Origin of the sequence: Actinomycetospora sp. (genome assembly GCF_036497245.1) — a bacterium.
Classification (GTDB): domain Bacteria; phylum Actinomycetota; class Actinomycetes; order Mycobacteriales; family Pseudonocardiaceae; genus Actinomycetospora.
Genome location: NZ_DASXJS010000012.1, coordinates 21,799 through 34,302 on the forward strand (window position 1 = coordinate 21,799; position 12,504 = coordinate 34,302).

Annotated in this window: 13 protein-coding genes; 3 read left to right on the forward strand and 10 right to left on the reverse strand. The window is 74.0% G+C overall.

What is annotated here, in order from left to right; translation table 11 throughout:
• Positions 1-8 precede the first annotated feature (8 nt).
• Genes VGI02_RS01950 through VGI02_RS01965 form a run of 4 tightly spaced genes read right to left on the reverse strand, consistent with a single transcriptional unit; the run spans position 9 to position 3,122 of the window.
• Positions 9-731: a glycosyltransferase family 2 protein gene (locus tag VGI02_RS01950; RefSeq protein WP_331625548.1), complete on the reverse strand. Its 723-nt coding sequence runs from the start codon at positions 729-731 to the stop codon at positions 9-11.
• The gene (locus VGI02_RS01955; RefSeq protein WP_331625550.1) at positions 728-1,396 is read right to left on the reverse strand and encodes a class I SAM-dependent methyltransferase; all 669 of its coding nucleotides are present in this window, start codon (positions 1,394-1,396) and stop codon (positions 728-730) included. The genes VGI02_RS01950 and VGI02_RS01955 overlap by 4 nt, the downstream gene beginning before the upstream one ends.
• Complete coding sequence (locus VGI02_RS01960; protein ID WP_331625551.1) at positions 1,381-2,139, reverse strand: PIG-L deacetylase family protein; 759 nt, start codon at positions 2,137-2,139, stop codon at positions 1,381-1,383. Before VGI02_RS01960 ends, VGI02_RS01955 begins: the two co-directional genes overlap by 16 nt.
• Positions 2,136-3,122, reverse strand: a complete 987-nt coding sequence (locus tag VGI02_RS01965; RefSeq protein ID WP_331625552.1) for an acyl-CoA dehydrogenase family protein — start codon at positions 3,120-3,122, stop codon at positions 2,136-2,138. The genes VGI02_RS01960 and VGI02_RS01965 overlap by 4 nt, the downstream gene beginning before the upstream one ends.
• Before the next feature lie 296 nt (positions 3,123-3,418).
• Between VGI02_RS01965 and VGI02_RS01970 the strand changes: the two genes are divergently transcribed.
• A complete protein-coding gene (locus VGI02_RS01970; RefSeq protein WP_331625554.1) occupies positions 3,419-3,742 on the forward strand; it encodes a putative quinol monooxygenase in 324 nt (107 codons plus the stop codon).
• Between the two features lie 22 nt (positions 3,743-3,764).
• Here VGI02_RS01970 and prpB read toward each other — a convergent pair whose 3' ends face one another.
• The 5 genes from prpB to VGI02_RS01995 all read right to left on the reverse strand — a co-directional run bounded on the left by prpB (position 3,765) and on the right by VGI02_RS01995 (position 9,142).
• Positions 3,765-4,655 carry a methylisocitrate lyase gene (gene prpB, locus VGI02_RS01975; protein WP_331625555.1) on the reverse strand — a complete coding sequence of 297 codons (891 nt, stop codon included), beginning with the start codon at positions 4,653-4,655 and terminating at the stop codon, positions 3,765-3,767.
• Positions 4,655-6,139 carry an MmgE/PrpD family protein gene (locus VGI02_RS01980; protein WP_331625556.1) on the reverse strand — a complete coding sequence of 495 codons (1,485 nt, stop codon included), beginning with the start codon at positions 6,137-6,139 and terminating at the stop codon, positions 4,655-4,657. The genes prpB and VGI02_RS01980 overlap by 1 nt, the downstream gene beginning before the upstream one ends.
• 46 nt (positions 6,140-6,185) lie before the next feature.
• Entirely contained in the window at positions 6,186-7,808 is a 1,623-nt protein-coding gene (locus tag VGI02_RS01985) for an HNH endonuclease signature motif containing protein (RefSeq protein WP_331625557.1), read from the reverse strand.
• Positions 7,809-7,905: 97 nt separating this feature from the next.
• On the reverse strand, positions 7,906-8,544 hold the full coding sequence (locus VGI02_RS01990; protein WP_331625558.1) for a short-chain fatty acyl-CoA regulator family protein: 639 nt from the start codon (positions 8,542-8,544) through the stop codon (positions 7,906-7,908).
• Positions 8,545-8,824: 280 nt separating this feature from the next.
• Positions 8,825-9,142, reverse strand: a complete 318-nt coding sequence (locus VGI02_RS01995) for a hypothetical protein (RefSeq protein ID WP_331625559.1) — start codon at positions 9,140-9,142, stop codon at positions 8,825-8,827.
• 284 nt (positions 9,143-9,426) lie between these two features.
• On the opposite strand from VGI02_RS01995, the gene VGI02_RS02000 reads away from it, so the two are divergent.
• Positions 9,427-10,056 carry an NAD(P)-dependent oxidoreductase gene (locus VGI02_RS02000; protein WP_331625560.1) on the forward strand — a complete coding sequence of 210 codons (630 nt, stop codon included), beginning with the start codon at positions 9,427-9,429 and terminating at the stop codon, positions 10,054-10,056.
• 489 nt (positions 10,057-10,545) lie between these two features.
• Positions 10,546-11,703: a fatty acid desaturase family protein gene (locus VGI02_RS02005; RefSeq protein ID WP_331625561.1), complete on the forward strand. Its 1,158-nt coding sequence runs from the start codon at positions 10,546-10,548 to the stop codon at positions 11,701-11,703.
• A 259-nt stretch (positions 11,704-11,962) separates the two neighbouring features.
• Here the strand turns inward: VGI02_RS02005 and VGI02_RS02010 are convergent.
• Positions 11,963-12,504 (reverse strand): transposase (locus VGI02_RS02010; protein WP_331625562.1); only part of this gene is annotated, 542 nt, incomplete at its 5' end.

Below are 12,504 nucleotides of genomic sequence, written 5' to 3' on the forward strand. Positions count from 1 at the left end.
CCACCTCGTCAGGGCGACACCCGGTGGTCGACCGGGTCCGCGGTGACCGTCGATCCGAGCTCGGTGAGCCGACCGGCGAAGCCGTCGACGGCGCGCCCGACCCGTCGGGCGCTGGTCAGCACCGGGCTGCGGCGGGTGCGCTGCACGGTGAAGCCACCCGCGGCCAGCGCGGTGACGAGCGCGACGTCCTCACCGCTCGGCAGGTCGGGGAACCCACCGCACCGCTCGTAGCCCTCGGCGCGGACCCCGAGGTTGGCCCCGTGCACGTGCGGGTGCGGATCGCCCGCCCGGTCGTAGACGTCGCGGAACCAGAGGCGGGTGCCGGGGGCGTGCTCGCCCCACTCGTCGACGTACACCGCTCCGACGTGGGCGTCGACGCCCGCCTCGTCGGCGTCGAGCTGGGCCAGCAGCCAGTCCGGGGGCACGCGGGAGTCGGCGTCGGTGGTGGCGAGCCACCCCGGCCGCGGCCGGCCGCGCAGGAGCGCCCGGCACCCGGCGTCGCGGGCGCGTCCCACGCAGCGCGCGTCCACCGCGAGGGTCGCGACGTCGTGGGCCCGCGCCACCTCGGCGCTGGCGTCGGCGCACGCGTCGAGGACGACCAGCGTGCGCACCAGCGCCCGGTCGGCGACCCAGCGGGCCGCCCGCGCCACCGAGTCGAGGCAGTCGCCGAGCAGGGCCGCCTCGTCGTGGGCCGGGATCACCACGCCGAGCACCGGGAGGGGCCGGGTCACCGCACCCCTGCCCGCAGCGCCACCGAGCGAGCCGGGGGCGGGGTGCGCACCAGGACGTCGAGGCGGAAGTCGGCCTCCCGGTGGTCGGCGAGCGGCGCCAGCCCGTCGATCCCGGCGAGCTCGTCGTGCACCTGGTCCCCGGTGACCGGGTACTCGGGCGCTTCGCGGATCCAGTGCACCGCGAGCACCGTGCCGCCGGGCTCGAGTGCGTCGACGACGGTGCGCCACAGCGCGGCGCGATCCGGCGTCCCGAGGTAGTAGGCGACCTCGGAGACGACGACGAGGTCGAACGGGCCGGCCGGGAGGTCGTCGGGGATGCCGCCGCGCCCGACCCGAACGTGCCGGTACGGGGCGAGGCGGGTCCGGGCCCGCTCGAGCGCCGGGTCGGCGACGTCGAGACAGTGCAGCTCCGCGCACCGTGGCGCGAGCAGCTCCGAGAGGGCGCCGCCGGCGCAGCCGGGTTCGAGGGCCCGCCGGTAGCGGGGTTCGGGCAGGGCCGCGACCGACAGGGCGCGCTTGCGGTCCTCGTACCAGGACGACTCGAGGCCCCACGGGTCGTTCTCGCTCGCCCAGAGCCGGTCGAAGTGCGCGAGGCCCAGCGAGCGCTCGGGGTCGGGGGTCACGGGGTCGGGGGTCACGGCGTCGGGGGTCACGGGCTCGTCCACAGCACCTCGACCTCCCGCGTCAGCCGGGCCAGCACGGGCGGGGGCAGCACCGCGGCGTCGCGGGGATCGTCGGAGAGCGGCTCGATCTGGGTGGTGAAGCACGCGACGGCGGCCTGCTTGGCCCGTCGCGCGCGGTCGGGCAACGCCACCGCGACCGCACCGTCGCCCGGGACCGACGGCTCGTCCGGGTCGGCCCAGTGCCACAGCCACACCGCGTAGTGCCACACGGCGGCGCCCCGGCAGGTCGCGGCCTCGCGGGCGACGTCGGCGACCGCGTCGTGGTCGGGATGCCCGTCGCCGAGGACCGGGGCGAGCACGGTGTCCCCGGGCACGACGACCCGGAGCAGGTACTCGCGGAGCGCGTCGCGATGCCGGCCGACATCGCTGTCGGGCAACCCCGCGCGGAGGACCGACGCCGCGCCGCACCCGAGCTCCGCGAGGGCCGCCCGGCGCTCGTCGTGGCGCCGGGCAGCGAGCTCCTCCGGGGTCAGCGTCGGGCTGTCGGGATGGCTGCCCTCGCCGTCGGTCACCGCGACGACCAGGATCTCCACGCCGTCGGCGGCCCACGCGGCGAGGGTCCCGCCGACGCCGAGGGTCTCGTCGTCGGGGTGTGGAGCCAGCACCACGGCCCGGCCCGGCGGGCGCCGCTGCGACGGCCCGACCCGGGGCAGCGCCGCGAACAGGCTCGACGAGAGCCACCGCGACTCGGCGGTGCCCGGGCCGGTGAGGTCCCGGGGGGTCACAGCCGGATCCCCCGCGGGCCGGGGCCGTCGAGCTGGGCCGCCAGCCGGCCCAGGGCCGCGAGATCCCGCTCGGCGTGGCTCTGCCGGACGTAGACCTCGAGGTCGGCGACCCGGCGGGCGTGCTCGGCGTCGTGGGCGAGGGGCCGGGGGCCGGTCGCGCGCCCGGTGCTGCGGAGCACGACCTCCACCGCCGCCTCGACGGTGGCGCGCACCGACAGCGCCCGACGCCGGGCCGTGGCGACGGGTTCGGCGGCGGACGCGGGGGCCTCGATCGCCGCGGCCGCGGCGCGCAACGCGGCGGCGGCGGCACCGAGCGCGGCCTCGACCCGGCCCCGGTGGGCGGCGTCGTGCTCGTCGCCGTGGTCACCGGCGAGCCGGTCCCGCAGCGGGGCGCTCACGCCGACCGCGCCGCCGAACCACGCGGCGGCCACCCCGATCGCGTCGTGCCAGAAGCGCGGTCGCCACAGGTACTCGCCGGGCTCGCCGACGGGCCGGGCGCGGGTCGCGGTGAAGTGCACCTCGGCCGTCCCGCAGCCCCGCATCCCGAGCCCGCGCCAGGAGTCCTCACCCCGGGTCACCCCGGCGTCGGCGAGGTCGACGGCGAAGAGGCGCCCGCCGTCCGGGCCCTCGGCGGTGACCAGGGCGTGGGTGCAGCGATCGGCACCGGAGCACCACGCCCTGGTGCCGGTGAGATACCAGGCGTCGGCGTGCGGCAGCGCCCGCAGTCCCGTCCCTGGTCCACCGGCCGCCCAGACGCCCCACAGGGAGGCCGGTGGGACGGCCGGCACGCGGAGGTCCGCGAGGGTCGTGACGGCGTCGAGGTGCGCCTCGGCGAGGCGGGCGGCGTCGAGATCCCGTTCCGCGGTGCGGGCGAGCACGCGCCAGTTGGTCAGGGTGTGCGCGGCGGGCGCGGGATCGAGCACGAATCCGGAGACGGTCTCGGCGAGCGTGTCGCCGACGCCCGGCGGCAGGGTGGAAGGCACAGGTCGGCCCCAGCCATCATGAGGGCGCCCCGGAACCGGGACGCGGCTGTTCGCGGGAGACCGGCGCCCTGCACGGGCGCCGCCCGCCGGTCTCGGCTGGGGCTCAACCAGAGGCCGGATGACCGTGCACGCTCCCGCCGCAAACGCAGGATTCGCCGCACTCCCCGGGCCGATGGCCCCGTGGTGGCACCCGCGCCACACGGGCTCCGGGAAGCGTCTGCACATCGCCGGCCGATGTTGACGGCCGTGGGCGGGGTCACAACCATGGCGACGCCGACGACGAAGGAGCGCGCCCCATGATCGTGATCAACATCGTGATGCCGATCCGTCCCGAGAAGATGGACGAGTGGCTGGCACTCGCCGACTCCTACGCGAAGAACGTCAACTCGGAGGAGGGCTGCCTCTACTTCAGGTTCTCCCGCAGCCTCACCGACGAGAACGAGTTCGTCTGCATCGAGGGGTTCAAGGACGCCGACGCGGGCGCGACCCACGTTGCGCAGCCGTACGTGAAGAACTTCTTCGACGCGGCCCCCGACCTCGTGTCGGCGCAGCCGCAGATCCTCTACATCGACACGCCGCACGACGGCTTCGTGCCGATGGGCGAGATCCAGCCGCGCTGACCCTATCGGGACCGGGACCGGGTCAGCGGAAGCCGGCGACTCCCTCGTCGAAGGCGGCGTACGCGTCGTAGTCGAGCACCTCGTAGAGCTGTTCGCGGGTCTGCATCCGGTCGAGGAGCCCGGCCTGGGTCCCCTCGTCCGCGAGGGTGCGCAGCCCGTCCGCGACGGCGCCCATCGCCAGGCGCAGCAGCGTGACGGGATAGAGGACGACGTCGACGCCGAGGTCGGTCAGCTGCGCCGCGGTGAGGAGCTCGCTGCGCCCGAACTCGGTCATGTTCACCAGGAGCGGGACGTCGGTCGCCGCCCGGAACGCGGCGATGTCGTCGGGCCCCGCCATCGCCTCGGCGAAGATCATGTCGGCTCCGGCGTCGACGTAGGCACGGGCCCGGTCGGTTGCCGCGTCGAGGCCCTCGACGGCCGCGGCATCGGTGCGGGCGCAGACGACGAAGTCCGGGTCGCGGCGGGCCCGGACCGCGGCGGTCACGGTGCGGACCATGTCCTCGGGTGGGCGCAGCACCTTGCCCGCGAGGTGCCCGCAGCGCTTCGGGTTCTGCTGGTCCTCGAGGTGGCAGCCCGCGGCACCGCTGTCCTCGAGCAGCTGCACGGTCCGGGCCGCGGAGAGGGGCTCGCCAAAGCCGGTGTCGGCGTCGACGAGCACCGGCAGGTCGGTGACCCGGGTGATCTGTGCGGTGCGGGCGGCGACCTCGGACGACGTCGTCAGGCTGATGTCGGGCAGCCCGAGGTCGGCGGACACCACCGCCCCGGACACGTACACCCCCTCGAACCCGGCGGCCTCGATCATCCGGGCGCCCAGCGGGTTCGGCGCTCCCGGCAGACGCAGCAGCCCCGGGGCGGACAGCCCGGCGCGGAAGGCGGCCCGGCGCTCGGCGGCGGTCGTCGTCGTGTGCAGCATCAGAGGATCCCCGCACGATCCCCGGTCGGCAGCCCGTCGGCGGCCACGGTGAGCCCCGCGAGCTCCGCCGGTGCGAGGTCGGGCAGCCGCTGGGCGAGCTCGAGGAAGCGCTCCTGTTCGGCCGCGTCCAGCACCCCGTCGGCGAGGGTGCGGAACTTCCCGACGTACTGCTCGCGCCCGAACGGCCGGGCGCCCCGCGGGTGGGCGTCGGCGACCGCGATCTCGTCGGCCACCTGCGTGCCGTCCTCGAGCGTGATCGTCACCCGGCCGCCGAACTCGGGCTCGTCGCGGTGGTAGGCCGCGGTCCAGCGGGGGTCCTCGACGGTCCGGATCCGCTGCCAGAGGGCGACCGTGTCCGGGCGCCGGGCGCGGTCCGGAGCGTAGGAATGCTCGTGGTGCCAGGCGCCGTCCTGCAGGGCGACCGCGAGGATGTACGGGATCGAGTGGTCGAGGGTCTCGCGGCTCGCCCCGGGGTCGTACTTCTGCGGATCGTTCGCCCCGGACCCGATGACGTGGTGGGTGTGGTGGCTGGTCCCGACGAGGACGTCGGTGACCCGCTCGAGGGGGACCCGCTCCCGGAGCCGGACGGCGAGGTCGATGAGCGCCTGGCTCTGGTACTCGGCCGAGTGCTCCTTGGTGAAGGTGCTCAGGATCGCGCGCCGGGACTCGCCCACCCCGGGCAGCGACACCGTGTAGGCCGCCTTCGGGCCGTCGAGCATCCAGGCGAGCACGCCGTCCTCGCCCTCGTAGATCGGGTTCGGCGCCCCCTCGCCCCGCACGGCCCGGTCGACGGCCTCGATCGCGACCTTGCCTGCGAACGCAGGCGCGAACGCCTTCCAGCTCGAGATCTCGCCCTTGCGGGACTGTCTCGTCGCGGTCGTCGTGTGCAGGGCCTGGCCGATGGCGGACCAGGTGATCGCCGGGTCGAGATCGAGCAGCGTCCCCAGACCGGCGGCGACGGCAGGTCCGAGGTGGGCGACGTGGTCGATCCGGTGGGAGTGCAGGCAGATGCCGCGGACCAGGGCGACCTGGACCTCGTAGGCGGTGACGATCGCCCTCGTCAGCTCCGCCCCCGAGACTCCGGTGTGCTGCGCGACCGCGAGCAGCGGCGGGATCGTGTCGCCGGGATGGGAGTAGTCCGCCGCGAGGAACGTGTCGTGGAAGTCCAGCTCGCGGACGGCGGTACCGTTCGCCCACGCCGCCCACTCCGCAGAGACGCGGACGCCGGGCGCCATGCCGAGCACGGTCGCGCCCGGCCCGGAGGGGTGGCGCAGCGCCTGGTCCCGGGCCGTCGTCGGGGCGTGGCGGGCGAGCGCGGCGGTGGCCACGGCGACGTCGTCGATCAGCCGGTTGACGACCATGTCGACGACGGCGGGCTCGGGCTCCACCGGGTCGGCGGCGAGCTCGGCGAGCCGCCAGGCGAGCTGATCGACGCGCGCGAGCCGGTCCTCGCTGGGGTGGACGCGGACCTCGTGGGGGATCATGCCGCCGAGGGTGGCCCGGTGATGCGGGCGCGCGCGAATCCGCCCGTCACGCGACCGCGGCGTCCCGCTGCCACGGTCTGTTGTGTCTGAGCCGCTGGGACGGATCGAGCCAGCGGGGTGGTCGGAACCAGGGCATGCCGTCGATCATGACGATCTCCCAGCCGCTGCGGTGCTGCAGCCCGTGGTGGTACGAGCAGAGAAGGACGCAGTTCAGAAGACAGGTCTCTCCGCCGTCGATCCAGTGGAGGACGTGGTGGGCGTGGCACTTCCGGGCGCGTCGTCGGCATCCGGGGTGGGCGCAGTGGTGGTCGCGCAGGTAGAGGGCGTGACGGATGTGGGGCGGAACGATGCGGTGCTTGCGGCCGACGTCGAGGGGTTGGCCTCCGCTGCCCATGACCGCGGGGATGAGCTCGGCGTCGCAGGCGAGCCTGCGGGCGGTCTCCGGGCGGACGTAGGTGTTCTCGCCGAGCAGGGCGAGGTCCGGACCGTCCGGTTCGCGGGTGGGTTGCTCGTCGAGCCGGCGTCGCAGCGTCTCGAAGTCGACGGTCAGGGAGAGGGCGATGCGTTCGCCGCCCTCCGATGCGGCGCGGTTCCGCTCCGTCGGCGATGCGGGCTCCTCGCCGTCATCGGTGTCGGGGGCGAACAGTCCCCGGACAGTGGCGTCATCCCCGCCGGCGCCGTCATCGGGGGCCGAGTCCCGGTCGGTGGTGTCGAGCCCGCCGCGGGTGTAGACCTCGCCGGCGAGGTCGAGCAGGGCCTGGGCGCGGCGCTCCGGGAGCGTGCGGTGGGCGTGCGCGTCAGGTGATTCGCCGCGCTCCCCGTGCTCCCCGACCGGGCCGCGCCCGTCGGGGCCTGCCAGGCCGGTGCTCTCGGGCAGAGGTGTCGCGCTGTCCAGGGCGGTGAGGAGGAATTCGGCGGCGGCGGGGTCGCGATAGGCGAATCTGCCGCGCACGGTGCCGTCCTTGCGGCGCGACCAGTGCAGTTCGTTCTCCGGCGGGGGGTCGTCCTCGGGGGCGGTCCCGTCCGGATCGAGTCGCGCGAGGATCGACTGTGCGGCCCTCTTGAGCTGGGCCGGGGAGTGGGTGGTGGCCAGGTCGGCGAGCTGGGCCTCACCGGTGGCCAGCACCTCCTCGGCGAGTGCGGGCACCACCGCGTCGAGGGTGGTCATCGTCCGGCGGATGACGTCGACGTGCCCGTCGCCGATCACCCCCTCCTCGACCAGCGTGGCGGTGGTGGGCAACTCGGACGGGACGGTCGCCCCGCTCGGAGACACCACCGCGGTCAGGGCCACCGCGTGGCGGGCGAGGCGGCGGGCTTCATCGGGGCTGAGGCGCACGTGGTCCTCGAGCAGCCGCGAGAGATGCCGGTAGCCCGACTCCGAAGGGGCGTCGGAGTTCTGCAGCGCGTACAGCGCCCGGTAGCAACGCGCCTGGGCCAGCCGCAGAGCCCGCACGGCCTGCGCGGTCTCGGCCAGCACGGCCGTCGAACCCGCCGACAGCCCGCCTGCACCGGGCCGTTCGTCGTCGTCGACGACGCCGGGAACCGCCCAGCGGGGTCCGGCGTCGTCGGGAGCCGGCGCGGGCGTTCGGAACCACTCTGGGAACATCACCTCGAGCTCCGCGCGCGTCGGCGGCGACTCCGCGTCGCGGGAGAACCCGTCGTCGTCCAAGCTCCCGTCATCCCACGGCTCGTCGGTCCAGGGCTCGTCGGTCCAGGGCTCGTCGGCCGGGGGCCAGACGGGAAGCCCGTCACCCCCGAGCCCCCACTCAGGGTCCGAGGGTTGGACCGGCGCCGCCATGGCTCAAGTATCGAACACTTGTTCGAACGACACCAGTCGCCAACCGGAGCAATCGCCTGACGGCTGACCGCCACCTGCACCGTCGGTCCTGCTGCGCGACCGGGTACTGCACGAAGGTGCTGTGGTCGGGGTCGACGTCGAGCGGTCGGCCCAACGGCGGGAACGGAGAGGTCGAGCCCCGCGAGTAGGCGAGCCGCTCGGCGTGGCGCAGCTCGCAGCCCAGCCCGACCGCGAAGGTCTTGGTCGGTGCGTGCCACGCCCCGCGCCGGCGCGACACCGTGCGCGCGATCCAGAAGTAGCGCTGACCGTCGGGCATCTCCGCGACCTGGGATAGCACCCGCCCCGGCGACGCGAACGCCTCGTAGACGTTCCACAGCGGGCACGTCCCGCCGGCACGGGAGAAGTGGAACGCCGCCGCCGACTGGCGCTTGGACATGTTGCCCGCCCGGTCCACCCGCACGAACGAGAACGGCACCCCGAGCAGCGAAGGGCGCTGCAGCGTCGAGCACCGGTGCGCCACCGTCTCGAACCCGAAATGGTCCGCGAGACGCTCGAGGTCGTAGCCCACCTGCTCGGCCGCGGTACGGAACGCCCGGTACGGCAGCACCAGCGCGCGGCCGCGGCGTAGTGCGCCAGCCCGATCGGCGCCAGCGCCCGGGTCGCCGGGTCCTCCGTCTCCGGGCCCGACACCTCGGCGTCGATCAGGTCCGCGAACTCCAGTTGCGCGATCACCATCGCCACCCGGAAGGCGCGCTGACCGGGCCGCAGGTGCGGTGCCAGCCGCAGCACCGCCCGATCCGGGTCGAACCGGTGCAGCTCGCCCGCCGACTCCTCCGACGCCGCGCCCTCCAGGCCCCCGACCAGCACCCGCACCCCGTGGTGCTCGGTCAGCCGCCGCACCAGCGCCGCCCGGGTCTCCCCCGCCCGCACCCCGATCCGCCCCGCCAGCCGCTCGGCGGCCCCCTCCAGCGCCGCCACGTGGTTGCGGCGCCGGGAGAAGAAGTCCCGTACCGCTCGTGCGCGGTCGGCGCGCGAGCAGGCCCCGCGGGACCCTCGACGCTCTCCGCCCGGGTCCCGACCGCCGCCGAGAGCCGGTCCAGCCGGGCCCGCAGGTCCACGAGGGTCCGGGCCATCCCGGGCATCCGCTCGGCCAGTGCGACGACGTCGTGCGCGGTCACGCTCCCCGCGTCGAGCTCGTCGACCACGGCCTCGCGGACCTCAGCGGTCAGCCGGGCGGTGTCCCGGGCGGCGAAGAACGCCGTCTCCAGCCTGAACGCCCCGGTCAGGCGCAGTAGGTGTGGAGCAACGGTCGAACGGCGCTCACGAGGTCAATGCCAGAGGACGTAGGTGTGATCGTCGGGCGGGATGAGGGAGGCGAGCACGTGATCACGCTAGGGCTGGTCGCGTCCGCCCCGCGCGGCGGAGCAGGCTCGCCCTGACCGGCGCTTCACGGCAGGCTGGCCCTCGTGCCGATGCGAGATGATCCGTCGTGAGTTCCGTGCTCGTCCTCGGCGCGGCGGGCCGTACCGGCCGCCTCGTCGTCACTCACGCCGTGGCCCTCGGTCACGAGGCCACCGCGGGTGTGCGCACGCCGGAGGGCTTCGACCCGGCGGGCGTCGACCCCGGCATCGGCCGGATCACCGTCGCTCGGGTGGATGTCCGGGATCCGGCGAGTGTCCGGGCGGCTGCCGCGGGTCACGACGCGGTCGTCTGCGCCGTGGGCCCTCCGGGGCGTCGCGCGGAGGGCCTCTACTCGGCGACGGCGAACGCCGTCGTGGCCGCCAGGGCGGCGCGGGTGGTCGTCATGTCCTCGGCCGGGGTCCGACACGACGATCCCGGGTTCGCGCTCTGGTACCGAGTGGCCGCACGGACCCTGCTGCGCGAGCTCTACGACGACATGCGCCGCATGGAGGAGACGCTCGCTGCGGCCGGGCTCGACTGGACCGCCGTCCGTCCCTCCCGGATCCACGACGGCGAGCGGCCCGCCGCGGTGCGCGTCGAAGACGGGGTGGTCCCGGCGGGTGGGTCACGGGTCCACCGGGAGGACCTGGCGGAGTTCATCGCCCGCCAGGTCGACGACCGACGATGGTCGGGAGCCGCGCCAACGCTCGCCGAGTGAGCGGGCTCAGAAGTCCGCGCTGGTCTCGAGGCCCCGCTCGCCGCGCGGCCCCTCTACGGGGTCCGGCCAGCCAGCCCGTTCGCCGCCAGCTACGCCACCTCCAGCGTCACCGACCTTGCATGACCACTGCACCCCGACGCTACGAGCGGTTACCCAACAGGGCCTCGCCCACTTAACCGTCGTTTCCCCGTGCCACTTCAGCGTCGCTCCACACCATGTCCGCTGACCTGCAAGCCCGCCGCTGTGGAGCGACAGTCACTCACGAGGAGTCTCGTCACGGTGTCCGTGCCTGCCGCCCGCCCGGCGGTATCAGCGGGGCCCGGTCGGCCGGTGTGGGCCGAACCACGTTCGGGCCTCTGATCAGTTTCAGCGACCGGCGTCGCCGAGAAACCTGACATTAACGGTCGACGTGTACCGAGCGGTGGCCTGGACCTCGTCCCCTCGGCTTTTCCCGATCCGTGCCCCTCAGGGGCCTTGGGAGGACCCTGGATGAGTACGACCCTGGATACGACCCCGAGCACAACCACCGCCACGACCAGCACCACCGCGCATCTGTCCGACGCCGACATCGAGGCGTTGGGCGCCGAGCTTGACGCGATCCGCACCGGCGTGATGGACGACCTCGGCGACGATGACGCCCGCTACATCCATCGGGTCATCGCCGTCCAGCGCGGGCTCGAGGCCGGCGGCCGCGGGCTGCTGCAGTTCTCGTTGCTGCCCCCGGCCTGGCTAGCGGGCACCGCGGCCCTGTCGGTGTCGAAGATCTTGGAGAACATGGAGATCGGGCACAACGTCCTGCACGGGCAGTGGGACTGGATGAACGACCCCGAGATCCATTCCTCCGTCTGGGAGTGGGACTCCGCCTCGGCGGCCGAGGGCTGGAAGTACTCCCACAACTACGTCCACCACACCTACACCAACGTGCTGGGCCGCGACCGCGACCTGGGCTACGCGATCATGCGGGTCGAACCGGAGCAGGAGTGGAAGCCCTGGCACCTGCTCCAGCCGATCTACAACATGGCGCTAGCTGCCGGCTTCGAGTACGGCATCGCCATCTACGACATCGAGCTCGAGGAGGTGGCGGCCGGGCGCAAGCCTTGGGCGCAGGCGCGCACTGAGCTCGGCGGGCTGTGGCGCAAGATTCGCGGCCAGCTCCTCAAGGACTACGTCGGCTTTCCGCTGTTGGCGGGCCTGGCCGCCCCGACCACGCTGTTCGGCAACCTGGCCGCGAACGTCACCCGCAACGTGTGGAGCCACGCGGTGATCTTCTGCGGGCACTTCCCAGCCGGGGCGGAGACCTTCACCGAGGATCAGCTCGACGGGGAGACCCGCGGCCAGTGGTACCTGCGCCAGATGCTCGGCTCGGCCAATCTCGACGGGTCCCCGCTGCTGCATTTGATGACCGGAAATCTGTCGCATCAGATCGAGCACCACCTGTTCCCCGACCTGCCCTCGAACCGCTACGCCGAGGTTGCCCCGAAGGTCCGCGAACTGTGCGAGCGCTACGGGCTGCCCTACACAAGCGGGCCGCTCCACCGCCAGTACGGGAACGTGTTGGCCACCATCACTCGCCTCGCCCTCCCCAGCGGCGCAGGTTCCCAGCCCGTCGACCCCGACCACACGGCCGCCGCCGACTCCGCTGACTAGCCAGGGCAACGCGGGACCAGCATGTGCACGGCCGCCAGAACCGTGGCCAGCTCGTCGGCCGCCGGGAGGATCGCTTCCCGGCGCAGCACGGGCACGCCCGGACCGACCCGCAAGTCGACAGGCACGCCTGGCCCCCTGGGTCCCGGATACACGCGTCGGACCGTCGGTACCGGTCACGATGACGTTGCGGCACCGCTGCACCCGTCCGATCTCCTCAGACGGACTGGTCTCCGGACATGCCGGGGTTCCTCTGTGTCTGTCAAGCCGCGGGATCTGAGGTCGTAGGCTCGGCGGTGGCGGGTCCGGGAAGTGACTTGTCCGAAGAGCTGGTGTTCGGGGTCAAGCCAGCCGCGCTGGACGACAGAGCCGCCCCCGAGTGTCCTCCCGGATCCGCCCCGGAACCTCGTTCGTCGGCGATCATGGTTCGCCAGACCCGGTCGGCGAGGCGGCGCTTGAGGCAGCGCATGGCCTCGTTGTGGGTCTTGCCCTCGCCGATCTTGCGGTCGTAGTAGGCGCGGCCGGCGCTGGCCCGCATCCGCACCTGGGTCAGCGCGATGACGTGCAGCGCGAGGTTGAGCTGCCGGTCCCCGCCGCGGGGCAGGCGGTGGCGCGCTTTTTGGGCGCTGGCGACCTCGACCGGAGCGACGCCGGCGTAGTTCGCGAACGCCGAGGCACTGACGAAGCGGCCGGCATGCCCGGTGCGCCCGAGCAACCGGGCGGCGACCACCGGCCCGATTCCGTCGAGTTCGGTGAGCCGGGTGCCGTGCTCGGCGAGCACCCGCGACATCTCGGTCGTGACCT